The sequence below is a fragment of the Actinoallomurus spadix genome (assembly GCF_024055725.1).
In the GTDB taxonomy this organism is placed as follows: Bacteria; Actinomycetota; Actinomycetes; order Streptosporangiales; family Streptosporangiaceae; genus Actinoallomurus; species Actinoallomurus spadix.
On record NZ_JAMXMX010000012.1, the window covers coordinates 1 to 23,214 of the forward strand.

Here is a 23,214-nt window from a genome sequence, read left to right on the forward strand (position 1 = left end):
GATGGTACTGCACTGGAGACGGTGTGGGAGAGTAGGACGCCGCCGGACACTTACACAAAAAGGGCCGCCTTCCGAGGCGGCCCTTTTTGTATTTACAGGGCACAATGGAGCCGACAGTGCTCCCCCAGTGAAACGGTTTGATGTGATGAGCGCGGAACGAGATCAACGCGACGGCGAGGGGCGTGATCGGCGTCCACGGCCGGGACGCCAGGACCGCGCCGGCGGTTCCTCGAGTGGATCTCGTGGCGGTCAGGGCGGTCAGCAGGGATCGTCCGGTGGCTTCGCCGGCCGCAGGGCAGGCCGGCCACGGCGGGACGACTCCGCCGGTGGATACGGTGGCGAGCGTTCGGCCTCCGCAGGCGGTCGCTCCGGCGCCGCCCGTCCGGGCGGCTTCCGGAAGCCCCCCGGGGACCCGCAGCGGCAGCGCGGTGCGCAGCGACCAGGCGGTTTCAGCGCTCGGGACGACGAGACCGAGGGCCGGCCTCAGCCTCGCCGGCCCAAGCCTTTCCGCGGTGACGCGGAGGGCACGGGCGGACGCGGCCGTTTCCAGCGGCGGGATGACTCCGGCGGACGCGGCACCCCCCGGACCGGAGGCGGCCGTCCGTCCTCTGCCGGAAACCGCCGCGACGAGCGCGGTGGACCTCAGAACGGACGGCCAGCCGGCTGGCGCGACAAAGACGGCCGCACGTCCCAGCGTCCTGCCGATCGTTACCCGAGGCGTGACGCCGAAGGGAATGAACGTCGGGAAGAGCGTGACTCCCGTACCCGCGACTCCCACACACGGGACGGCCGCCCGGCCGGACCGCGCGATTCGGGTCGGCGGGACGAGGGCCGGACCGGTGGCCGCGGTGGCTTCTCGCGCGGTGAAGGCACGCAGCGTCGTACGAGTGCGGGTGGCGCTTCGCGCCGAGACGATCGGCCTGCGGGCGGCGCGGGAGGGTTTCGCCGATCCAAGGAGGGATCCGGCCCTCGGGATCGGTCCCAGGAGGGCTCCGGGTACCGCGAGGGCGGCAAGGAACGTTTCCAGCGCCGTGACGCGGGTGGAAGCGGGTTCCAGCGCCGTGACGCGGGCGCGAGCGGGGGCCGGCGCCGAGACGAGGGCGCGAGTGGGTTCCAGCGCCGGGATGAAGGCGCGAGTGGTGGTCCGCGCCGTGAGGGAGGCCGCCGGGACCTCCGCGACAGGCAGGGCGGCGGTCCGCGCGACGGCCGTGGCGAAGGCCAGAAAGGTGGCTTCCGGCGGCGCGACGACGCTCAAGGCGCACGGGGACCGGCCGAGCGGGGTGCGCGTCGGCCGGGTCGTGACGGCGGGCCGTCGGATGCTCCGCGACCGCGCCGTGAGCCCGGCCCGCCCGTCCCTGAAGAGGTCACGGGCGCGGAACTCGACGCGGCGGCTCGGGCCGAGCTGAGGACGCTGTCGAAGGATTTCGCGACAGAGGTCGCCCGCCATCTGGTGATGGCCGGCCGGTTGATCGACGAGGATCCCGAGCTGGCCTACCAGCACGCGCTCGCCGCACGTGGACGCGCGGCCCGGGTCGGTATCGTCCGCGAGGCCTGCGGGCTCGCGGCCTACCACGCGGGCCTGTGGTCCGTCGCCTTGTCAGAGCTCCGGGCGGCGCGCCGCCTGACCGGCCAGGAGGCGTATCTCGCCATCATGGCCGATGCCGAACGAGGGCTCGGCCGGCCTGAGCGCGCCCTCGACCTGGCCAAGTCGGACGAGGCGCGCCGTCTCCCACAGGCCGAGGCGATCGAGATGCGCATCGTCGAGTCGGGGGCTCGCCGCGATCTCGGTCAGCCCGGTGCGGCGGTCCTCGCACTGCAGGTTCCCGAGCTGAAGGACGACCGGTGGCGGCCGTGGTCGGCCCGGCTGTTCTACGCGTACGCCGACGCGCTCGCCGCAGCGGACCGGGAGGACGAGGCCGTCGACTGGTTCGCACGGGCCTCTGCGGCCGACCGCGATGGCGAGACGGACGCGGCGGAGCGCTATGCCGAGCTCGAGGGTCTGGACATCATCGACACCGAGTTCGCCGACACGGACTTCGGCGGAGACGCCGGAGTCGACGCCGATGCGGGTTCGGCGGGGACGCCCGGATCGGGCACCGGTACGCCGTCCGATGCGGCCGCCCTGGCGGAGACGGACGTGAGCGCCCCGGCGGAGACCGGAGGCGAGCCTGGCGGGGAGCCCGAGGCGGTCGCCGACTCCGAGGCGCCGCGAGGAGACGCCGAGGGCGACTGAGACGACGACTGAGACGCGAGGGCCGCCGTCCGTCCCTGCACGGGCGGACGCGGCCCTCAGCGTTCGTCGAGCGCGTGCATGATGCCCGCGACGTTGTTGCGAGCCGAACTGATGATCTCGACCTTCTCCGCCGCCCGCGGGTCGGCGTCCGGCGTGAACGCGTGGTACCGGCCCGCCGTGCGCTCGTGGACCATGGCGACCGCGTGGTCCAGGTCCAAGCGCTGGTCGTGGGCCTCGGCGACGAGCTCCACCCAGAGCCGGAGTTCCTCCACCGACCGGTCGAGCGTCTCGTCGACCGGCTCGACCGGTCCGAAATGGCTGAACAACAGGCGTGACGGCCGTAGCGCGCGGAAGCGCTCCAGCGACGCCAGGGCGGTGTCCAGGTCGAAGTCCGGAGGCGGCGTCGCCGGGCGCAGGTCGGCGGTCTCCGGGATGTAGACCCTGGCGGCGTCCCCGACGTACAGGTCTCCGGTGAGTGAGTCCAGCAGGCCGACGTGATGCTTGGCATGCCCGGGGGAGTAGTGGCTCTCCAGCCGTCTCCCGCCGCCGAGGTCGACCTCGCCGATGTCCTCCACGGCCCGGATGCGTACGGCGTCGGTGGGCTTGAGGTCGCCGAACAGGGTGTCCAATGCGTCGCCCCAGACCATCCGGGCGCTCCGCATCAGCCGGCTCGGGTCGGCCAGATGGCGGGCGCCCTTCTCGTGGACGACGATCTCGGCGTTGGGGAACATCTCCGCGATGTCGCCGACTCCGCCCGCGTGGTCGAGGTGGATGTGCGTGACGACGACGGTGGCCAGGTCCGCCGGGCCGACCCCGGCGGCCGCCAGCGCGTCACGTACGACCGGGGCGGAGTTGCCCGCGCCGGTCTCCACCAGGCAGGGCCGGTCGGAGCGGATGAGATACCCCGCGGTGATCCCCGTATATCCGGCCATCCTGGTATCGATCTCGAAGACGTCGTTGCCCAGGTCGGTGATCGAGTCCACGTGTGCCTCCGGTTTTCCACAGATGCGAGGGGCGGGGTTACGCCGTCCTGACCGATCGCCCCATCGTAAAGACAGCGCCACGGGCATACCGCGTGGCGGTCGCGAGGGGAGCAGGTCATGGATCAGAGCGAGAGGCCACTGCCGCAGGGCGGCACGCCCGATGTCGTCGCGACGGGCTCCGGCCCGCACGGCGCCGCCGACGCGGTGGCGCACGTCAACGAGATCATTCTGGTCGGGCGGCTCTCCGGCGCGCCGGAGTGCAAGCCGTTACCCGGAGGCGGGCAGGTCGCGGTCTGGCGGCTCATCGTCGAGCATCGGGATGCCCGGTCGCCCCAGGACGCCATCGACACGATCCGTTGCGTCACCTATGACCCCTCGGTTCAGGAGGGTGTCCGTGACTGGCGGCACGGAGACGTCATCGAGGTCCGCGGAGCCCTGCGCCACCGTTTCTGGCGTGGCCCGGACGGCGGCCCCCGGGGGCTGTACGAAGTGGAGGCAACGGTCGCGCTCCGCCGCGACGGCAGGGGCCCCGGCGACGCGGTGCCGGTGTGACGGCGAGCCCGCCGCGCCCCGTCCGCGCGCGGCGGGCGACGCCGAAGCCCGAGGTGAACGGTGGTCTCGGCGTTTCATTGCACGCCCGGCGCAGGATTTAGATCACTTTTCAAGATCATCAAAGGGCCTCCGAAAGATGATCTTGCTCGTCTAGCCTGTCGATCATGCACATCTCCCGCCTATGTAACCGGGGCGTGGTCGGTCTCCTGGCAGCCGGCGCGTTGCTGGGATCGTCCATGGCACCGGCCCGGGCCGATACGGACCCGCCGCCCATCAGCGCCATCGCGGACAAGCTTCAGCAGACGATGGACGGCCTGCGGCTCCAGGACGTCCTCGACACCGACCCGGTGACCACGACCGCCGCGGCCCGTACCCTCACGGCGAACGCGGTCGACAAGGACGCGCAGACGCCGAAGCAGCAGGCGCGGCTGCTGGCCGCCGCCGCGGACGCCCAGCCGATCTCCCAGCAGCCGCAGCTCGACGCCACCGTCATCGAGCTGGACGAGCAGAACCGGCCGATCTCGTCGGGCACAGTGCTGATGAGTCCGCAGTACCCGCACGGCAAGGTCGTCCCGGTCGACCGGAACTTCCACACCAGCGACGTGCGCTGGCGGCAGTGGGACGACTCCGGCTGGTACACCAACCACGGTCAGGGCACGATCGACGTGGTTCCGGGGCGGGAGAACGCCTCGACCGACTTCATGCTGCCCTACCCGGCCTCGGTCCTGAAGCTGATGATCAACTTCGGGGTGCTGCGGCTGGTGGACAAGGGCGTCGTCAAGCTCGACGACACCTACGCCTACAACCCGACCAGCATCAGCTCCCTGTGCGGCGGGGCGAGCAGCGACACGATCCGCAACTACATCGACGCGTCGCTGACCTGGTCCTCCAACGGGGCCTCGTGCGCGCTGCTGAAGATGCTGTGGGACCACGACGCGGTCAGTGACCTGAACCAGACGTTCCAGGACCTGGGTCTGGAGACGCTGCAGGTCAAGGAGACCAACCCGGCCAACGGCGGGCACTGGAGCAACCCGGTCACGATGAGCTCCCTGGACACCGCCAAGCTCCTGGCGCTGATCAACGGCGCGCCCGGTACGGTCTGGACCACCCCGAACGGCAAGGCGGTCACCAGCGACGTGCTCAGCCCCGCCTCACGGGAGTTCTTCAAGAAGGAGCTCGCCCAGCAGGGCATGAACGACGTCCTGTCGACGGTGAACTGGTGCGGCGCGGACTACCCGGCGCCCGGGATCCCGCAGCTCGTCCCGTCCCGGTGGATCGCCGCGGACGGCACCGTGACGGTCGACGGCGACGCCTACCAGCACGACGTGCGGCCCTGCAACGCCAAGGCCGAGGTGACGTTCGCCCACAAGACCGGCCTGGTCTCCAACTCCGGTAGCGACGCCGGCATCGTCCGGTCACTGCCCGGCAAGACCGCCCGCAACTACATCATCGTGGTGTTCTCCAACCTGGGGAACCAGTACATCGACCCGAACCGCCCGCCGACCGCGCCGGGCGCCCACCCGGTCGCCTACAGCGAGAAGTACGCCCAGCTCGGGCTGGCCATCGACCAGTACGAGGCTCGGCACTACTTCGCTTCGCGGCGCTAGCCGACGGACCCCGGGCCGGCCCGCCCGGCCCGGGGTCCAGGTCCAGGGTCCCCGCCCGGTCCAGGCCCAGGGCCCGGTCCAGGCCCAGGGCCCGGCCCCGGCCCCACCGGCCCCGGCCCGGGGACTCTGGTTCGCCCCGTCAGCCGGCGGCGAAGGTCCGCATGACCAGGCCCGTACGAGGCTTCGGCCCGAAGGACGTGGACTTGCGCGGGACCTTCTCGCCGTTCGCCGCGACCGCCAGCACGTCCGGGACCTTCAGCGGATTGAGGATCACCGCCGTGCCGCCGTCGCGCCGGGCCTTCGCGACGGCGCGGGCGGCGTCGTGGTGAACGATCCGCACGTTGCGCTCGTCGTCCTCGACGCCCCACACCCGGGAAATCAGCAGCCGATGCAGTACGGCGGTGTCCAGCCGCCGCCACCGGTCGGAGGACCCCTCCGGCATGGAGCGTTCCACCTGGGCCGGATCCGGGTCGGTGAGCAGGACGAACTCCCCATCACCGCCCAGCAGGAACGCGGTGTCCTCGTGGGCGGCGAGCCGTTCGAGCCCGGCCGCCAGGTCGGGCCCCACCGGCTCGGCGCGGAACGCCGCCTTCGCCCGCCGTACCGCCTCCGGAAGCGGGAGCCCGGGCAGCACCCGGTGGATGGCGCCCAGCCGCGGCGGATACTCGACGGAGTCCACGAGCAACGCCAGGCCGTAGTCCCAGGGACCCGGCCCGTCGTGCCGGCGGCGGAGCGCCTGGTAGGTGGCGTAGCGGTGGTGGCCGTCGGCGATCAGCGCCTGCCGTCCGCGCAGGTCTTCGGCGATCTTCGCCTGTTCGGCGGGGTCGCGGATCGCCCACAGCCGGTGCCGCACGTCATCACCGGTGCTCGCCTCCAGCACCGGAGGCAGGGACGACGCCACCTCGTCGACGATCCGGGCGGCCTCCGAGCCGGCACCGCCCTCGTACAGCAGGAAGATCGGCTCGAGGTTCGCCTCGGTCGCCGTCATCAGGGCGAGCCGGTCCCGTACCGGACCGGGATAGACGTGCTCGTGCGGGAGGATCACACCGGACCCGTCCTCGTGTACGGCGACCGCGCCGATCAGGCCACGCTGGACGACCGCCCCGGAGAGCTCCTCGTAGACGTACAACGCGGGTTCGCCGTCGACGGTGAGGATGCCGGACGCCAGCCAGGAGCGCAGCGTCTTCGCGGCGTCGCGGTAATCGGCCTGCGGAAGGATCAGCCGGACCACGTTGTGCGGCTCCTCGGCCATGAACCGCGCCAGTGACTCCTCGTCGATGAGGTCGTACGGGGGAGACGTCACGGCGGCGAGCGAGTTCACTCGCGCGGTGTCGTACCGCACGGCTCGGAACGGACGAAGTGTAAGTCCGGGATCAATCGTCACATCGGGCATGTTAGATACCGCGTCGTTGTTGGGACACAAGTGGAGTCGACGAACGGAGTCACACATGGTTCAAGGTGCGGATCACGGTCCTGATTCCCCGGGTGTCCCGGCCGGCGGCGTCTACGAGTGGTACCAGCGCGGTCTCGAACTCCTCAATGGTGGCAGCCCGGCCGCCGCGATCCAGCTCCTTGAGCACGCGGCGGCCGCCGAGCCGTCGTCCAGGAGCGTCCGGGAGGCGCTGGCACGCGCCCAGTACGGCGCGAAGCGGTACGCCGACGCCGCCGCCAACTTCCGTATGATCGTCGAGGCCGATCCGGCCGAGGACTACGCGCTGTTCGGCCTGGGCATGGCCCTGACCCGGACGGGAGACCTCACGGGGGCGGTCGAGCACCTGGCGCTCGCCTGCGCGATGCGCCCTGACAACAAGCACTACGCGACCGCGCTGCGGCACGCGCGAGCCCGGAAGGGATGAGATGCGAGGCAGTGACCGGCCGCTCGCCGAGGTCTATGACGTGGCGGTCCTCGACCTGGACGGCGTGATCTACATCGGCCACGACCCGGTTCCGGGTGCCGCCGACGCGCTGGCCAAGGCACGGGCGGAGGGCATGCGCCTGGCGTTCGCGACCAACAACGCGTCACGGACGCCGAGCGCGACGGCCGCGCTGATCACCGAGGTCGGGGTCCCCGCGGAGGCGGAGGACGTCGTGACGTCCGCGCAGGCCGCCGCGCGCCTCCTCGGGGAGCGGTTGCCGGCCGGGTCGAAGGTCCTCGTGGTCGGGGGCACCGGACTGCGGCACGCGCTGCGGGCCGCGGGCCTGCGGCCGGTGTCGACGGCCGCCGAGCGGCCCGTGGCCGTCGTCCAGGGGTTCGCCCCGGGGTTGTCGTACGACCTGATGGCCGAGGGGGGCCGCGCGGTCGCGGCGGGCGCGCTCTTCGTCGCGTCCAATGCCGACAGCACGATCCCGAGCCCCGGCGGGCCGCCGAGGCCGGGCAACGGATCGCTGGTGCAGGTGATCCGTACCGCCACCGGCGTGGACCCCATCGTCACCGGCAAGCCCGAACTGCCGCTGCACCGGGAGACGATCCTGCGCACGGGCGCACAGCGGCCGTTGATTGTCGGAGATCGCCTCGACTCCGACATCGAGGGCGCCAACAACGGCGGGGCCGACAGTTTGCTGGTGCTGACCGGCGTCGCCGACGCGCGGGCACTGCTGAGCGCGCCGGAGCGCGAGCGCCCGACGTACGTCGCCGAGGATCTCACCGGCCTCCTGGTGCCGCACCCGGAGGTGCGGCGGGCCGGCGGCTCGTACGCGTGCGGAGGCTGGACGGTCGGCCCCGACTTCTCGATGGGAGGCTCGGGGGACCGCATCGACGCCCTGCGCGCGCTCTGCGCGGCCGCCTGGGAGACCGGCGACGCCGCACGGGCGCGGAAGGCGTGGGACAGTCTGTCGTGACGCGACGGACGCCCGCACGGGCCGCCCGTCCCGCGGAGCGGACGCGGACGGTGACGCGGGCGCGCGGCGCCGGGCGTCTCGCCGGCGCCGGTTCGGGGTCGATCGAGTGGACCGGTCCGGCCCGGCTCAGGTCGAGTGGACCGGTCCGGCCCGGCTCAGAGGATCTTCCGGAGCCGCAGCAGGTCGCCCAGACTGGCTTCGATCTTGAGGCGGCCCGTCGCCCACGCCTTGGCGACGTGGAGTTCCTCGGTGGCGAGCGCCACCAGGTCGTCGCTGCTCACCGTCAGCCGTACCTGGGCGGAGTCGGCGTCACCGGCGGTCCGGAAGTCGTCGAGGCCGCCCTGGTGGATCCGGGTGAGGAAGACCAGGCCGAGATCGGGCACGCGGCAGCTGATGGTCCGCTCGACGACGTGCCTGGCGAGGTCGTCGGCGTCCACCTCGGTGAGCCGGGCGGCGATGCGCTCAAGCGCCGAGCGCGCTTCCTGGGCGGTGGCCATCGTCTGGTCAGTTCCCCCGTCGTCGTCCACGACACCGCTGTCGTCAGCGGACGGTAGCGTTCTTCTTGAGCCGGACGCGACCGGCGGCGAAGGGAAGGGTACAGGTGAACGGCATCGAAGGGGACACCACGGGCGACGAGCGGGTCGACGCCGCGCTGGCCCGCCTCACCGCACTGGAGCAGGCGTCCCTGACCGAGCACCCCGCGGTCTTCGCGGACGTCCACCGGCGGCTGCAGGAGGCCCTGACGGGTCTCGACGAGGCGGCTTCATGACGGGCCGATCCGCGTCCTCGTCGGGCCGGTCGGCGGCGTCGTCGCTCCGGTCCGCCCGCGTGTCGCCGGGCGCGACCTCGGTGGACCCGGTCTCGGCGGGCGCGCCGTGAGCGCTCGCAGGCGGCTGGACAGTGAGCTGGTCCGGCGCGGTCTGGCCCGGTCGCGGGAGCAGGCGGTGGACCTGGTCACGGCGGGGCGCGTCACCGTCGCCGGCCGTACCGCCGCCAAGCCCGCCACCCAGGTCGAGACCTCCGCGGCGATCGTCGTACGGCCGGCGGAGACCGGCCCCGAGTACGTCTCACGCGGCGGGCACAAACTCGCCGGGGCGCTCGAGGCCTTCGCCGACCTGCGGGTCGAGGGCCGTCGCTGCCTCGACGCCGGCGCGTCCACCGGCGGCTTCACCGACGTGCTGCTGCGCGCGGGCGCGGCGCACGTCGTCGCGGTCGACGTGGGATACGGCCAGATCGCCTGGTCGCTGCGCACGGACGAGCGCGTGACGGTCCTGGAGCGCGTCAACATCCGCGACCTCGAGCCGGAGCAGGTCGTCTCGGCCGGTGGTGAGCCGCCCGACCTGGTCGTGGCGGACCTGTCGTTCATCTCGCTCCGTCTCGTCCTGGCCCCGATCCAGCGGTGCGTCGCCCCCGGCGCCGATTACGCGATGATGGTCAAGCCTCAGTTCGAGGTGGGCAAGGAGCGCGTCGGCGCCGGTGGCGTCGTACGCGACCCCGCGCTGCGCGCCGAGGCGGTGCGCGACGTCGCCCGGCACGCCGAGACACTCGGCCTGGGAGTGCGCGGAGTGACGGCGAGTCCGTTGCCCGGTCCATCCGGGAACGTCGAATACTTCCTCTGGCTACGGGCGGGCGCTCCGCCCCTCGACGACGCACGGCTGGACAAGGCCGTGGCAGAAGGGCCCGCATGACAGACAAGAGATCCGTCCTGGTCGTGACGCACACGGGCCGCAGCGCGGCGGTGCGCAGCTCGCACCTGGTGATCGACCGGCTGAGCGAGGCCGGCATCTGCGTTCGGGTGCTGGACAGCGAGGCCGAGGACCTGCAGTGCGCCGGCGCCGACGTCATGCCGGTGTCCGCGGCCGCCGCCGAGGGCGCCGAGATGGTGATCGTCCTGGGCGGGGACGGCACGATCCTGCGGGCCGCCGACCTGGCCCGGCGGTCCGGCACCCCGCTGCTCGGCGTGAACCTCGGGCACGTCGGCTTCCTCGCGGAGGCCGAGCGAGAGGACCTCGCCGCCACGGTCGACAAGGTCGCCGCGCGCCGTTACGACGTCGAGGAGCGCATGACGATCGACGTGGTCGTCCGGCAGAACGGCACCGTCACCAGCACCGGCTGGGCGCTGAACGAGGCGGCCGTCGAGAAGGCCTCCCGGCAGCGGATGCTGGAGGTCGTCGCCGAGATCGACGGGCGGCCGCTGTCACGGTGGGGGTGCGACGGCGTGGTCTGTGCCACCCCGACCGGGTCGACCGCGTACGCCTTCTCCGCCGGCGGTCCCGTGGTGTGGCCCGAGGTCGAGGCGATGCTGGTCGTGCCGATCAGCGCGCACGCGCTGTTCTCGCGGCCCATGGTGGTCTCGCCCCGGTCCGTGGTCGCCGTCGAGCTGATCCCGAACAGCTCGGGCGGCGTGCTGTGGTGCGACGGCAGCCGGCCGATCGACCTGCCCCCTGGCGCGCGCGTGGAGGTCCGGCGCGGAGAGCGGCCGGTCCGGCTGGCGCGGCTGCACCAGACGCCGTTCACCGACCGGCTCGTCACCAAGTTCGGCCTGCCGGTCGCCGGCTGGCGCGGCCGTGTCCGGGACGAGTGACGCCGCGCCGGACGACCCGCCTCATCCCCTTCGACATGGGATGACTTCCCGTTCGTAGCCTCTGCTGGGGGCGGGACGACACGCCCGGAGGTTTCCTCCGGGGTGAAGAGCCCTCTACGCTGAACCGAACACGTGTTCGCCCGGGGAGGTCCGGTCACGGTCCCGCACAACGCGGCCGACGGGCCATCATGACCGAGTAGCCTCGGGCGCGCCGGGTGTCTGCGGACAGGAGGGCCTTCGTGACCGACGCACCAAGCCGGGTACGGCCCATGGTCGAGGAAGTACGGATCCAGAACCTCGGGGTGATCGAGGAAGCCGTCCTCGAGCTGTCCCCGGGCTTCAACGTGGTCACCGGCGAGACCGGGGCCGGTAAGACGATGGTCGTCACCAGCCTGGGCCTGCTGTTCGGCGGCCGCGCCGACCCGCAGCGGGTCCGGCCCGGGGCCGACCGGGCGACCGTCGAGGGCCGCATCGTCCTGAGCGAGGACGGCAAGGTCGCCGCGCGGGTCGAGGAGGCCGGCGGGGAGCTCGACGACGGCGCGCTCATCCTGACCAGGTCGGTCTCGGCGGAGGGCCGGTCACGGGCCCACGTCGGCGGCCGGCAGGCGCCGGTCTCGGTGCTGATCAACCTGGCGGACGACCTCGTCGCCGTGCACGGTCAGTCCGACCAGCAGCGGCTGCTGCAGCCCGGCCGCCAGCGGGCGGCCCTGGACCGCTTCGCCGGTGACGACCTGGCCAAGCCGCTGCGCGCCTACACCGCGGCGTACCGCCGGCACCGCGAGGTCTCCGCGCTCTTGGAGGAGCTGACGACCCGGTCGCGGGAGCGCGCCCAGGAGGCCGACCTGCTCCGGTTCGGCCTGGACGAGATCGAGAAGGTCGATCCCAAGCCGGGAGAGGACGAGCTCCTGGCGGCGGAGGAGGAGCGCCTGGCGCACGCCGACGCGCTCCGTACGGCCGCCACGACCGCCCACGAGGCGCTGCAAGGCGACCCCACGGCCACGACCGGCGTCGTCGACGCGATCGGGCTGCTGAGCGCGGCCCGCCAGGCCCTGGAGGCCGTCCGCGCCCACGACGAGGCGCTCGCCGGGCAGGCCGACCGGCTCTCCGAGGCGGTGTACGTCGTGTCGGACGTCGCCGCCGAGCTCGCCGGCTACGCCGAGTCGGTGGAGGCCGATCCCGCACTCCTCGCCAGTGTGCAGGAGCGCCGCGCGGCCCTCGCCGGGCTGACCCGAAAGTACGGCACGACCATCGGCGAGGTCCTCGAGTGGGCGGAGCGGTCCGCCGCGCGCCTGCTGGAGCTGGACTCCGACGACGATCGCATCGACGAGCTGCGCGCCGAGCACGAGGACCTCACCCGCCAGCTCGGCGAGCTGGCCGCCGAGCTGACCGCGCTGCGCACGGCCGCGGCCGAGCGCCTGTCCGAGGCGGTCACGGCGGAGCTGGCCGCGCTGGCCATGCCGCACGCCGGCGTGGTCGTCGCCGTGACGCCACAGGAGGACTTCGGCCCGTACGGCGTGGACGAGGTCGAGCTGCGGCTCGCCTCCCACCCCGGCGCGACGCCGCTCCCGCTGCACAAGGGCGCGTCCGGCGGCGAGCTGTCCCGCGTCATGCTGGCCATCGAGGTGGTCTTCGCCGGTGCCGACCCGGTGCCGACGTTCGTCTTCGACGAGGTCGACGCGGGGGTCGGCGGCAAGGCCGCCGTCGAGGTCGGCCGGCGGCTGGCGCGGCTCGCCCGGTCCGCGCAGGTGATCGTCGTCACCCACCTGCCGCAGGTCGCGGCGTTCGCCGACCAGCATCTGGTGGTCGAGAAGTCCAACGACGGGCGTGTGGTCCGCAGCGGCGTCACGGCCCTGGACGCCGGCGGGCGGGTCCGCGAGCTGTCCCGCATGCTCGCGGGCCTGGAGGACTCCGAGCTCGGCCGGGCGCACGCCGAGGAGCTCCTGGCCATCGCGGCCGCGGAGCGCTGACCCGCCTCGCCCGTACCACCACCGGCGGTGAGCGAACGAACACGCCATTTCGGTCGTCGTTACCAATGGCACCGTCCGGGCTCTGGCAGGATTGGCAACGATGAACGACGTCTCCCCGAGGATCAAGAGCGGCGCCCGGTTGCGGGTGCCGCTTCGGCGCGGGCTGCGCCGTGACCGCCGCGAGGGGGAGCCGGGAATCACCGGCGTCGCCCGCCTCGACGGGCGGACCAAGAAGCTGACCAAGCGCCTCGAACCCGGCGACATAGCGATCATCGACCACGTCGACCTGGACCGGGTCAGCGCCGAGGCGCTGGCGTCCTGCCAGGTCGCCGCCGTGGTCAATGTGGCGCGCAGCATCTCGGGGCGTTATCCGAACCTCGGCCCCCAGATCCTCGTCGAGGCGGGGATCGCGCTGATCGACGACGTGGGCCCCGACGTGTTCACCAAGGTGCACGAGGGTGACGTCGTCCGCGTTGACGGCGAGGCCGTCTACCTCGGCGAGCAGGTCGCAGCCAAGGGCATCCGGCAGACCGTCGAGTCGGTCGAGGCGGCGATGACCGAGGCCAGGGCGGAGCTGCCCGCCCAGCTCGAGGCGTTCGCGGCCAACACCATGGAGTTCCTCAAGCGGGAGCGCGACCTCCTCATCGACGGCGTCGGTGTGCCCGACATCACGACGAACCTCGAGGGCCGCCACGTCCTCATCGTCGTGCGCGGCTACCACTACCGCGAGGACATCGCGACGCTGCGGCCCTACATCCGCGAGTACCGCCCGGTGCTGATCGGCGTGGACGGCGGAGCCGACGCGCTGATGGAGGCGGGTTACCGGCCGCACATGATCGTCGGCGACATGGACTCCGTGTCGGACGAGGCGCTCACGTCAGGGGCCGAGCTGGTCGTGCACGCCTACCGCGACGGCCGGGCGCCCGGCCTGAGCCGCGTCCACGACCTCGGGCGGGAGGGCGTCGTCTTCCCTGCCACCGGGACCAGCGAGGACATCGCGATGCTGCTCGCCGACGACAAGGGCGCCACGCTGATCGTCGCCGTCGGCACCCACGCGACACTGGTGGAGTTCCTCGACAAGGGACGCGCCGGCATGGCCAGCACGTTCCTGACGCGGTTGCGCGTCGGCAGCAAGCTCGTCGACGCCAAGGGCGTCAGCCGGCTCTACCGCAGCCGCATCAAGGGATCCTCACTGATCCTGCTGATCGCCGCCACGCTCGTCGCGATGGTCGCCGCGATCGTCTCCTCGCCGGCCGGTGAGGCCTTTGAGCCCGCCGTCGCCGACTGGTGGCACCAATTCGTCTACTGGCTAAACGGACTCTTCACGTGATCGATTTCCGGTACCACCTCGTCTCCATCATCGCGGTGTTCCTCTCGCTGGCGCTCGGGCTCGTCGTGGGCGCCTCGGCGCTGCGCGGCCCGCTGGTCGACCAGCTCAAGGAGACCTCCAACCGGCTGAAGAACAACAACGAGACGCTGCGGCGGCAGAAGGACGCGGCCGGCCAGGTGAACACCTACAACGACCAGGTGATCAACGCGGCCGCGGGCCAGATGGTCGCCGGCCGGCTCAAGGACGAGAGCGTCGTGTTCGTCGAGGCCCCCGGCGCCGACGACCAGATGCGGGCGCAGACCGCCGACATGGTCAGCAAGGCGGGTGCCCGGATCAGCGGCTATGTCACCTTGCAGAGCAAGTACCTCGACCCGAACCAGCAGGCCACGCTGAGCGAGCTGACCGACCGGCTCAAACCGGCCGGCCTGACCTTCTCCGCGGACGCGACGTCGGCCGAGCGGACGGCGAGCGAGCTGGCGTGGGTGCTGGTGACGAAGCAGGCGGCGCGAAGCGGCCAGGAGGACCTTGCGGCTGGACAGGTGCTGCCCGGTTTCAAGGCGGCGGGTTTCCTGACTTACAGCGGGCAGCCGGCCACCCGTGCGACACTCGCCATCGTGATCGCGCCCGCCGCCGCGAGCAGCGACAAGAACGCCGATGCCGACAACAAGGCGCTCGGCGCGCTGCCCAAGGCCCTGTCCACGTACGGCGAGGGCGCGGTCGTGGCGGGTGATGCGGACTCGGCGACCGACGGCGGGCTGATCAAGGCGCTCCGCGACGACGACGTCAAGGGCCACGTCGCCACGGTCGACACGGCGGACTCCCCGGCCGGGCGGCTGACGGCCGTGCTGGCGCTGGCCGCCGCGAAGCAGGGCAAGGCCGGCGACTACGGCATCGGGTCGAAGGTGGACGGCGCGCTGCCGACCCCGGTTCCGACGCCCACGCCGACGATGACGAAGAAGAAGTGAGGCGGCATGCGTAAGGCAGTGGCGGGAGCCGCGCTGGGCGCGGCGGTGGCACGGGCCGCGTACATCGGGCTGACCCGCCGCCCGCCCCGGGACGAGAAGCTCTGGGTGCGGACGAACCACCGCGGTGAGCCGGTGACGCTGCTCGAAGGGCCGGCGTTCGCGGTCGGCGCGGTCACCGCGATCGCCGTCGTGCCGGGAGTGCCGGCGCGGATGCGGGCCGCCGCGATCGTCGCGGGCGGGGTCACCGGAGCCCTCGGCGGCTACGACGACCTCGCCGGATCGGGCGACCGCCGGGGATTCAAGGGCCACCTGTCGGCCCTGGCCCGCGGCGAGGTGACCACGGGCGCGGTGAAGATCCTGGGCATCGGCGCGGCCGGTCTGACGGCGGCCGTGCTCGCGGGCACCGGCGCGCCGACGCGGCGCGGTGCGGCGCTCGACGTGCTGATCAACGGAGCGCTCATCGCCGGCACCGCGAACCTGCTCAACCTGTTCGACCTGCGGCCCGGCCGGGCGATCAAGGCCGGGCTGCTGGCGAGCCCGCTCGTCTTCGCGCCGCCCGCGCCCGGGCTGCCACGCGGCCGGTTCGCCGGTCTGCTCAGCGGGTCGGCGGTCGCCGCCGCGCCGCTCGGCGCCGCGCTCGCGCTGCTTCCTGAGGACCTGGGCGAGCGGGCGATGCTCGGCGACGCGGGGGCGAACTCCCTCGGCGCGCTCATCGGCCTGGCCGCGACCGGCCTGAGCCGCCGATCACGCCTGGCCGTTCTCGCCGGCGTCACCGCGCTGAACGCCGCGAGCGAGGTCGTCAGCTTCACCAAGGTGATCCAGGCGACGCCGCCGCTCAACCGGCTCGACCAGCTGGGCCGCCGGCCCGCGGCGCCGCAGACGCGGCCGGCGGGCACCTCACGACCAGACCCGATGTGAGCAGACCCGATGTGACCGAGCCGGACGTGACGAAGCCGGACGTGACCGGACGGGACGGAGCCGGGCCGGGCGGGACCGAGGGGGCCGGGCCCGCCGCCGCGGGCCGGGGCGCGGGCCTCGCGGGCGCCGCCGTGCTCATCGGCGTCATCACCGTCTTCGCCCGGGTCGTCGGCTTCTCCCGCAGCCTCGTCCTGTCCCACACGGTCGGCAGTAACTGCCTGAGCACCGCGTACTTCACCGGCAACCAGGTGACGAACATCCTGTTCGAGGTCGTCGCCGGGGGAGCGCTCGCCGGCCTCGTGGTGCCCGTCCTGGCGGGCCCGGCGGCGCGCCGGGCGCCCGAGGCCCGCCGGATCGCCTCCGCGCTCATGACGTGGACCGTGCTGATCCTCGTGCCCCTCACCCTTCTCGCCGCGCTGGCGGCCCGCCCGGTGATCTCGGTCCTGGTCGGTGACCACGTGCCGGGCTGCTCACGGGACCAGGTCGTCGACGCGGGCACCCGGATGCTCGTCGTCTTCGCCCCGCAGATCCTGTTCTACGGTCTCGCCGTCGTGATGTACGGCGTGCTGCAGGCGCACCGCCGGTTCCTCGGCCCCGCGCTGGCGCCACTCGTGTCGAGCCTGGTCGTCATCGGCGCGTACCTGATGTTCCTGTCCACCGGCGCGGCCTACCGACAGGTCGCGGACCAGCACGACCTGTCCACCGTGACCCGCTCGGCGGAGCTGACACTGTCGGTCGGGACGACGCTCGGGGTGGTCGCCCTCGTCGCCACGGTGGTCGGCCCCACCGCCCGGCTGCGGCTCCGGCTGCGGCCGGCCCTGACCTTCCCGCCCGGCGTCGCCGTGCGCATCCGGCGGCTGGCACTCGCCGGGCTGGCCACCCTCGTCGCCCAGCAGGCGGCCTGGGGAATCGTGATCGCGCTGGCCAACCGGAGGGGCGGAGGCGGCGCGCTGCCGGTCTACCAGTACGCCTGGTCGCTCTTCCAGCTCCCGTACGCCGTCCTGGCCGTACCCCTGGCGACCAGTGCCTTCCCGCTCCTGTCGGCCCGCGCGAGCGAAGGCGACGACGAGACGTTCGACCGCACCGCCGCGAGCACGACCCGGGCGATCCTGCTGCTGTCGTGCGCCGGCGCGGCCGTCCTGGCCGCGACCGCGCTCCCCGTCGCACGGGTGTTCCTGCTCCACACCAAGGGGCAGGTGCCGCCCATCGACCTGGCGCGTGCGATCGTGGCGTTCGCGCCCGGCCTGGTCGGCTACGGGCTGATGGCGCACGTCGGCCGCACGCTGTTCGCCGCCGGCAAGGGCCGGGCCTCGGCGGCCGCCCAGGTCACCGGCTGGGTCGCGGTGATCGCGGCGGAGGTGACGCTGGTGCTGGCGGCCGGGAGGCGCGACGCGGTCGCCGCCCTCGGGCTGGGCAACTCGATCGGCATGACGGTCGCCGGCGTCCTCCTGCTGCTGATGCTGGCACGGACCAGGGGCGGCGGCGCCCTCCGGGGCGTCGGCCGGGCGGCGGTGACGGGGCTGGCCGGCGCGGTGGCCGGGTACGCCGCAGGAGCGGGTGTGGTCGCCGCCTTCGGGCCGACGGGAACGGCCGGGAGCCTGGGCGTGGGCGTGCTCGCCGCGCCGGCCGCCGCGGTCGCGTTCGCGGCCGTCGCCTTCCTGGGGGACCCCGGCGATCTACGAGGCCTGATGAGGCGGAGGCTGTGATGGACGGTTCGAAGGTCGCCCTGGTGCTCGCCACGAGCGCCGGCGGCGTGGGACGGCACGTGCGGTCGGTCGCCGACGGCCTGCGGGAGCGTGGCGCGAAGGTCGTCGTGCTCGGACCCGCCTCGGCCGACGAGCTGTTCGGGTTCACCGAGTCCGGTGCGAGGTTCGTTCCGGTGGAGATCGCGGACCGGCCGCACCCGCTCGGCGATGTGCGAGCGGTGGCCCGGATCCGTCGCCTGACCCGGGACGCCGACGTCGTGCACGCGCACGGGCTGCGGGCCGGGGGGCTCGCCGCGCTCGCCCGTCTCCGTACGGCGCCGGCACCGCTGCGCCTCGGCCCGGCCGCTCCGCCGCTCGTCGTCACCCTGCACAACGCGTCCATCGCGGGTGGTCTGACCGGCGCGGCGTACGCGACGCTCGAGCGGGTCGTCGCCCGGGGCGCGGCCGAGGTCCTGGCGGTCTCCCCGGACCTGGAGGAGCGGATGCGCGCGCTCGGCGCGCGCTCGGTGGGTCTCGCGCTGGTGCCCGCCCCGGCCACGCCACCGTCCCCGGACCTCGCGCCGTCCCACGAGCCCGAATCGTCCCAGGACGCCAGGCCTTCCCAGGGCACCGCGGCACCGTCCCGGGCGGCCGCGGTGCCGCCGGAGGACCACGCCGCGGCCAAGCGGATCCGCGCCGAGCTCGGCGCCGGGGACGCCCCGCTGATCCTGACGGTGGCGCGCCTGGCCGACCAGAAGGGGCTGCCCACCCTGCTGGACGCCGCCGCCGGATGGGCCCGGCTGGACCCGCCCGCGCTCGTGGTGATCGCCGGGGACGGGCCGCTCGAGGCCGGGCTCCGTGACCGGATCGCCGAGGAGAACCTCCCGGTGCGGCTGCTCGGCCACCGTACGGACGTGCCGGCCCTCCTCGCCGCGGCCGACGTCGCCGTCCTCCCGAGCATCTGGGAGGGCCAGCCGCTGATCGTGCAGGAGGTGCTGCGCGCAGGACGGCCGCTCGTCGCCACCAGGGTGGGCGGAGTGCCCGTGATGGTGGGCGACGCGGCGCTTCTCGTGCCTCCGGGGGACGCCGGCGAGCTCGAACGCGCGGTGCGCCGGGTGCTGGAGGACCGGGCGCTCGCCGATCGGCTCGCGTCCGCCGCCGTGGAGCGGGCATCCCGGCTCCCGACGGAGGACGACGCCGTCGATCAGCTGCTGTCGGTGTACGACCGGGTAATGCGAACGGTCTTCTGACGACGTCTCGGGTACGAGGAAGGTTTGCCTTTGTATATAGTCGGTTCGCAGGAGGGGAGTATTCCTTCGCGGCAGTGTCGTCACCACGGTCCCAGGAGTCGTATGCGGCCCGGTGCTGTCGGCTCACACCATGGGTGAGGGCGGAAGAGACCTCCGGGGCCGCTGCCTGCCACCGGAGGAAATGAACTCGTGAACGTCACTTTCTGGGCCTGGGGTCTCACCCTGCTGGGTCTTCTCGCGTTCATACTGTTCGACCTGTGGGTGGTGGACCGCGGAAAGCCGCGTGATTTCTCCATGCGGCAGGCGACCACCTGGGTGACGTTCTACGTATTGCTGGCGATCGCCTTCGGCGTCGGCCTGTTGCTGTTCGAGGGCGCCGACTACTCCACCCAGTTCTTCGCCGGCTATCTCACCGAGTACAGCCTCAGCGTCGACAACCTGTTCATCTTCTACGTGATCATGGCGCGGTTCGCCGTCCCCCGCGCCAACCAGCACATGGTGCTGCTGATCGGCATCATGATCGCGCTGGTGATGCGGGGGATGTTCATCGCGGTCGGAGCCGCCGCGCTGGCCAGGTTCGAGTGGCTGTTCTACATCTTCGGGGCCTTCCTCATCTGGACGGCCTACGGACTGGTGCGCGGCGAGCCCGACGAGGACGAGTACGAAGAGAACATCCTGGTCCGCTGGATCTGCCGAGTCGTCCCGACGACGGAGGACTACCACGAGCACCGGATGACCGTCCGCATCGACGGCAAGCGCCTCATCACACCCATGCTGATCGTGATGATCGCGATCGGCTCCACCGACCTGCTGTTCGCCCTGGACTCCATCCCGGCGATCTTCGGGCTCACCAAGGAGTCCTATCTGGTCTTCACCGCCAACGCCTTCGCGCTCATGGGCCTCCGGCAGCTGTACTTCCTCCTGCGGGGACTGCTCGATCGGCTCGTGTACCTCAGCAAGGGGCTGGCGGTCATCCTGGCCTTCATCGGCGTCAAGCTCGTCATGGAGGCCCTGCACACGACCTGGTTCGAGAATGTGCCGGAGATCTCCACCCTCATGTCCCTCGCCGTCATCGGCGCGACGATGCTCGTGACCACGGTGGCCAGCCTCGTCAAGACGCCCCGCCGTTCCGCGCCCGGCGGCTCGGGGGGCACGGCGGCCGGCGACGACGGGCAGGAGCGGGGCCCGGAAGGGGACGGAGGGCCGGGCGGCACCGGCGAGATCGGTCCCGTTCCCGGCCCCTCCGCTCCGGACGCGGCGGAGCGTGAGCCGGAGGCCGAGTCGCAGTCACCCGGTCCCGCCTACGGGACGGAGACCGACGCGCACGCCGGCCAGATCGACGCTGACGCGGGAGCGGGACACACCCGGCGCTGAGCGCGGGGTGGTGACCTCGGGGGCTTTCCGGCGGATCACTCCCCGGCCCCTGTACCGTGATCGCAGGGGATGGATCAGGGGAAGGTTCGCATGCGCTTGCCCTCGGTGGCGCCCGCGGTGACGCGGACGATCTCGATCGTGCTGGCGGTCGCGGCCGTCGGTGTCCTGGTGGTCACCGCCCTCGCAGACCGGCAGGGCGGCCGGGGCGGCCATGGAACGGCGGCGGCGCCGTCCCGGCCCGCGACGCCGGTCGCCGAGTCGACGATGCCCGGCAGTATCGACCTGCCGCCCACCAGCGCACCGGCCACGCCACGGGTGCGGGCCGCCGACGCCAGGACCTGGCTGCGGGCGCTCGCCGGCACGTGGACCCAGGACGCGCGGAAGAACTACTTCGAGTTCCGGCCCGACGGCACCGGTGAGTGGGTGGCGTTCGGCCAGAAGCTCTGGACCGGTAAGGCCACTCCGCGCAACGCCACGACCTTCGACCTGTCCGACCGGAGCGGGCAGGGCGCGTCCTATTGGCAGGTCAGGCTGGTGAGCGGGGGGAGGTCACTGTTCTTCGCCGGCACGCAGACGACCTACCACAAGGCGTGACGGGGGACGTCACTCGCCCGGACTGGCGGCCAGGCTCTCCAGGACGTCCAGCGCCCCGACCAGGGCGGCACGCTGCTCGGGTGAGAGCGTGCCGAGCCGTTCGACCAGGAACGCCGACCGCTCGGTGCGCAGCCGTTCGAGCTGGCGGCGGCCCTCGGGAGTGATCTCCAGGAGGGTCGCCCGCCGGTCGTCGACGTCGGGAGTGCGGCGGAGCAGGGCCTGCGCCTCCAGCGAGGCGACCAGCCGGCTCTGCGTGGGCGCGCTGACGCCCTCGTGGGCGGCGAGGTCGCCGAGGCGTACCGGCCCGAGTGCCTCCAGGCTCGACAGGGTCGACGCCTGGCTCGACGTGAGCGTCCGGGGGCCGTACTGGCGAACGCGACGGCTCAGCCGGCCCAGCGTCATGCGCAGCCGCGCCGCGAGCTCCACGTCCGTCATGGCCTCGGCCTCGGCCGCCGGCCTGGTCACGCCCGTCATAGGTTCCTTATCCGGCTCGCGTCTCCGACGCGCTCGCGCGCGTCTCCTTCCATCATCCCGTCCTGCGGCGACCGGCGTGCCCGGACGCCCGAGAAACCAGGAGAACGGGCGCCGGTCACACCGAGCCGCGGACGTTAGTGGGATGTATCGGGGCGAACGACCGAGGAAGGATGATCGTGGCGCGATGTGATCAGGATCACCATCCCCGGGCGCGCCACTCCGGAAGGTGCGGGCGTTCGCGGCCGAGGGTGGTGTCCTTGCCGTGGCCGGGGTAGACCCAGGTCTCGTCCGGGAGCACGCCGAACACCCGCTCCTCGAGGTCGCCCATGAGCCGGGTGAACAGCGTCGCGTCGCCCCAGGTGTTCCCCGGGCCGCCCGGGAACAGGCTGTCGCCGGTGAACAGGTGCGGCGTGTCGCCGTCGTCGTACAGCAGCGCGATCGACCCGGGCGTGTGACCCCGCAGGTGGATCACCGACAGCGTGTGCTGCCCGACCCGTACGGTGCCGCCGTGCCGCACTGGCTCGGTGACCGGCAGCGGCAGGGCCTCGGCGTCGTCCGGGTGGGCCACGACCGACGGATGGGTCGCGTCGACGACCGCGCCGAGCGCGCCCCAGTGGTCCTGGTGCCGGTGGGTCGTCACGACCCGGGAGAGCGGCGCGTCGCCGAGGAGCTCCAGGAGACGCTCCGGCTCACTGGCGGCGTCGATCAGCACCTGCTCCCCGGTGGCCGTGCAGCGCAGGAGATAGGCGTTGTTGTCGAACGGCCCGACCGCCAGCTTGGTGATGGTCAGACCGGGCAGCTCGCGTACGTCGGGCGGGCCACCGACCTCGACGTTGCCTGTGTAGGACACGCACTCTCCTCCCATCGGTGATCGGATCACCTCACCTGCGTTCCATCCTTTCACTCCGGTGACGCGCCGCGCGGTCCGGCGGACGAGGAGACCACCGGGCCCGGGCACTCCGGAAGTACGCTTCGATCATGGACGACGAGTTGCCGATCTGCCGCACGTGCGGAGTGCAGTACGCCGCGCCCCGGCCGGACTGCCCGATCTGCGAGGACGAGCGGCAGTACGTCGGATGGGACGGCCAGCGCTGGACGACCCTGGCCGAGCTGCGCGCCGGCGGGCACCGGGGGAAGGTCGCCGAGGAGGGGCCGGGCATCGTCGGAATCGGCGCCGATCCGCCCACCTCGATCGGCCAGCGCGCGCTGCTCGTACGGACCCCGGCGGGCAACGTCCTCTGGGACATGATCACCTACCTCGACGACGATCTCGTCTCCCAGGTCGCCGGGCTCGGCGGCGTCGACGCCATCGCGATCAGCCATCCGCACTTCTACGGCTCGATGGTCGAGTGGGCGCACGCGTTCGACGCGCCCGTCTACATCCACGCCGCCGACCGGGAGTGGGTGGCCCGGCCGGACGACTCGATCGTCTTCTGGGAGGGCGAGACCCGGGAGATCGGCGACGGGCTGACCCTGGTCAACACGGGCGTGCACTTCGCGGGCGGCCAGGTGCTGCACTGGCGCGACGGGGAGGACGGCAGGGGAGCGCTGCTCACCGGCGACATCTTCACCGTGGTCTCCGACCGCCGGTACGTCGGCTTCATGTACAGCTATCCGAACCTGATCCCCGAGCGTCCCCGGGTGATCCGCCGTGCCCTGCGCAGGATGGAGCCGTTCGCGTTCGAGCGGGTGTACGGGGGCTGGTGGGGCCGGGTCGTCGCCACGGACGGGGTCGGCGCCGTACGGCGGTCGGCTGAGCGCTATCTCACCCATGCCCTCGACGACGAGCCCGAGTAGGCCACCACGGCCTCGGGCGTTTCGGTGGCGATCTGGGTTCGAACACGTGTACGGTTTCGGTGC

23 protein-coding genes are annotated in these 23,214 nt (G+C 72.6%); 18 read left to right on the forward strand and 5 right to left on the reverse strand.

Annotated elements, in window-relative coordinates; all coding sequences use genetic code 11:
- The first annotated feature begins 1,106 nt into the window (after positions 1-1,106).
- Positions 1,107-1,406, forward strand: coding sequence for a hypothetical protein (locus NE235_RS19145; protein WP_252804826.1), 300 nt, complete (start codon positions 1,107-1,109; stop codon positions 1,404-1,406).
- A 47-nt stretch (positions 1,407-1,453) separates the two neighbouring features.
- A complete protein-coding gene (locus tag NE235_RS19150; RefSeq protein WP_252804829.1) occupies positions 1,454-2,233 on the forward strand; it encodes a hypothetical protein in 780 nt (259 codons plus the stop codon).
- Positions 2,234-2,289: 56 nt separating this feature from the next.
- Here NE235_RS19150 and NE235_RS19155 read toward each other — a convergent pair whose 3' ends face one another.
- Entirely contained in the window at positions 2,290-3,216 is a 927-nt protein-coding gene (locus NE235_RS19155; protein WP_252804830.1) for an MBL fold metallo-hydrolase, read from the reverse strand.
- Positions 3,217-3,333: 117 nt separating this feature from the next.
- Between NE235_RS19155 and NE235_RS19160 the strand changes: the two genes are divergently transcribed.
- Both NE235_RS19160 and NE235_RS19165 read left to right on the forward strand, forming a co-directional pair.
- On the forward strand, positions 3,334-3,768 hold the full coding sequence (locus NE235_RS19160) for a single-stranded DNA-binding protein (RefSeq protein ID WP_252804832.1): 435 nt from the start codon (positions 3,334-3,336) through the stop codon (positions 3,766-3,768).
- Positions 3,769-3,932: 164 nt separating this feature from the next.
- A complete protein-coding gene (locus tag NE235_RS19165) occupies positions 3,933-5,375 on the forward strand; it encodes a serine hydrolase (protein WP_252804835.1) in 1,443 nt (480 codons plus the stop codon).
- Between the two features lie 139 nt (positions 5,376-5,514).
- Here the strand turns inward: NE235_RS19165 and NE235_RS19170 are convergent, their stop codons facing one another.
- The gene (locus tag NE235_RS19170; RefSeq protein ID WP_289848873.1) at positions 5,515-6,825 is read right to left on the reverse strand and encodes a DUF1015 domain-containing protein; all 1,311 of its coding nucleotides are present in this window, start codon (positions 6,823-6,825) and stop codon (positions 5,515-5,517) included.
- Between NE235_RS19170 and NE235_RS19175 the strand changes: the two genes are divergently transcribed.
- Both NE235_RS19175 and NE235_RS19180 read left to right on the forward strand, forming a co-directional pair.
- Positions 6,824-7,231 carry a tetratricopeptide repeat protein gene (locus tag NE235_RS19175; protein ID WP_252804839.1) on the forward strand — a complete coding sequence of 136 codons (408 nt, stop codon included), beginning with the start codon at positions 6,824-6,826 and terminating at the stop codon, positions 7,229-7,231. The genes NE235_RS19170 and NE235_RS19175 overlap by 2 nt on opposite strands.
- Before the next feature lies 1 nt (position 7,232).
- Positions 7,233-8,213, forward strand: coding sequence for an HAD-IIA family hydrolase (locus NE235_RS19180; protein ID WP_252804840.1), 981 nt, complete (start codon positions 7,233-7,235; stop codon positions 8,211-8,213).
- Positions 8,214-8,368: 155 nt separating this feature from the next.
- On the opposite strand, the gene NE235_RS19185 is transcribed toward NE235_RS19180, so the two are convergent.
- Entirely contained in the window at positions 8,369-8,740 is a 372-nt protein-coding gene (locus NE235_RS19185) for an SCP2 sterol-binding domain-containing protein (protein ID WP_308206109.1), read from the reverse strand.
- 74 nt (positions 8,741-8,814) lie between these two features.
- On the opposite strand from NE235_RS19185, the gene NE235_RS19190 reads away from it, so the two are divergent.
- The 11 genes from NE235_RS19190 (at position 8,815) to NE235_RS19240 (ending at position 20,880) form a co-directional block, all read left to right on the forward strand.
- Positions 8,815-8,982 (forward strand): hypothetical protein, encoded by a 168-nt coding sequence (locus tag NE235_RS19190; protein ID WP_252804842.1) that lies wholly within the window; start codon positions 8,815-8,817, stop codon positions 8,980-8,982.
- A gap of 106 nt (positions 8,983-9,088) precedes the next feature.
- Entirely contained in the window at positions 9,089-9,901 is an 813-nt protein-coding gene (locus NE235_RS19195) for a TlyA family RNA methyltransferase (RefSeq protein WP_252804844.1), read from the forward strand.
- Positions 9,898-10,797, forward strand: coding sequence for an NAD kinase (locus tag NE235_RS19200; protein WP_252804845.1), 900 nt, complete (start codon positions 9,898-9,900; stop codon positions 10,795-10,797). The genes NE235_RS19195 and NE235_RS19200 overlap by 4 nt, the downstream gene beginning before the upstream one ends.
- Positions 10,798-11,066: 269 nt before the next feature.
- The gene (gene recN / locus NE235_RS19205) at positions 11,067-12,764 is read left to right on the forward strand and encodes a DNA repair protein RecN (protein ID WP_252805246.1); all 1,698 of its coding nucleotides are present in this window, start codon (positions 11,067-11,069) and stop codon (positions 12,762-12,764) included.
- Between the two features lie 100 nt (positions 12,765-12,864).
- Entirely contained in the window at positions 12,865-14,094 is a 1,230-nt protein-coding gene (gene steA, locus NE235_RS19210) for a putative cytokinetic ring protein SteA (protein ID WP_252804846.1), read from the forward strand.
- The gene (locus NE235_RS19215) at positions 14,091-15,059 is read left to right on the forward strand and encodes a copper transporter (protein WP_252804847.1); all 969 of its coding nucleotides are present in this window, start codon (positions 14,091-14,093) and stop codon (positions 15,057-15,059) included. The genes steA and NE235_RS19215 overlap by 4 nt, the downstream gene beginning before the upstream one ends.
- Before the next feature lie 6 nt (positions 15,060-15,065).
- Positions 15,066-15,977, forward strand: a complete 912-nt coding sequence (locus NE235_RS19220) for a hypothetical protein (RefSeq protein WP_252804849.1) — start codon at positions 15,066-15,068, stop codon at positions 15,975-15,977.
- The gene (murJ, locus tag NE235_RS19225) at positions 15,974-17,683 is read left to right on the forward strand and encodes a murein biosynthesis integral membrane protein MurJ (protein WP_252804851.1); all 1,710 of its coding nucleotides are present in this window, start codon (positions 15,974-15,976) and stop codon (positions 17,681-17,683) included. Before NE235_RS19220 ends, murJ begins: the two co-directional genes overlap by 4 nt.
- A complete protein-coding gene (locus NE235_RS19230) occupies positions 17,683-18,912 on the forward strand; it encodes a glycosyltransferase (protein WP_252804853.1) in 1,230 nt (409 codons plus the stop codon). Before murJ ends, NE235_RS19230 begins: the two co-directional genes overlap by 1 nt.
- A gap of 189 nt (positions 18,913-19,101) precedes the next feature.
- Positions 19,102-20,286: a TerC family protein gene (locus NE235_RS19235; RefSeq protein WP_252804855.1), complete on the forward strand. Its 1,185-nt coding sequence runs from the start codon at positions 19,102-19,104 to the stop codon at positions 20,284-20,286.
- Positions 20,287-20,376: 90 nt separating this feature from the next.
- A complete protein-coding gene (locus tag NE235_RS19240; RefSeq protein WP_252804857.1) occupies positions 20,377-20,880 on the forward strand; it encodes a hypothetical protein in 504 nt (167 codons plus the stop codon).
- Positions 20,881-20,889: 9 nt separating this feature from the next.
- On the opposite strand, the gene NE235_RS19245 is transcribed toward NE235_RS19240, so the two are convergent.
- Positions 20,890-21,345 carry a MarR family winged helix-turn-helix transcriptional regulator gene (locus tag NE235_RS19245; RefSeq protein WP_252804859.1) on the reverse strand — a complete coding sequence of 152 codons (456 nt, stop codon included), beginning with the start codon at positions 21,343-21,345 and terminating at the stop codon, positions 20,890-20,892.
- 205 nt (positions 21,346-21,550) lie between these two features.
- Positions 21,551-22,204 (reverse strand): MBL fold metallo-hydrolase, encoded by a 654-nt coding sequence (locus NE235_RS19250; RefSeq protein ID WP_252804860.1) that lies wholly within the window; start codon positions 22,202-22,204, stop codon positions 21,551-21,553.
- Between the two features lie 128 nt (positions 22,205-22,332).
- On the opposite strand from NE235_RS19250, the gene NE235_RS19255 reads away from it, so the two are divergent.
- The gene (locus NE235_RS19255) at positions 22,333-23,151 is read left to right on the forward strand and encodes an MBL fold metallo-hydrolase (RefSeq protein WP_252804862.1); all 819 of its coding nucleotides are present in this window, start codon (positions 22,333-22,335) and stop codon (positions 23,149-23,151) included.
- Positions 23,152-23,214 lie beyond the last annotated feature (63 nt).